Raw genomic sequence first — 301 nt, forward strand, 5'->3', positions numbered from 1 at the left:
ATTTGAGGACACCATGTACAAGACCATGATCGTCAAGGCCGCTGCGCTGGCCGTGCTGGGCGCGGCGTTTGCCGCCCCGGCCGCCGCCCAAAGCACCGGCTCGTTTAACGCCACGCTCAACGTCACGGGCATGCTCGCGCCCGGCGCCTGCAACGTCAACTTCACCGGCGGTGCAGAAGTCGACTACGGCCAGATCCCCAACGCCAATCTGTCGGCCACCAACTACACGCCCCTGGCGGAGCACAGCAAGACCCTGCAAGTCATGTGCGGCGCCAACACGCCTGCCTACGTGAGCGTGCAG

At 65.4% G+C, this 301-nt stretch carries 1 protein-coding gene; it reads left to right on the top strand.

The window, feature by feature from the left end:
* Positions 1 to 13: 13 nt before the first annotated feature.
* Positions 14 to 301, top strand: a 288-nt coding sequence (locus tag PSUB009319_RS22760; protein ID WP_124384428.1) for a DUF1120 domain-containing protein, incomplete at its 3' end; no start/stop codon positions are given.

The organism is Ralstonia sp. SET104, assembly GCF_003851545.1.
Taxonomy (GTDB): domain Bacteria; phylum Pseudomonadota; class Gammaproteobacteria; order Burkholderiales; family Burkholderiaceae; genus Ralstonia.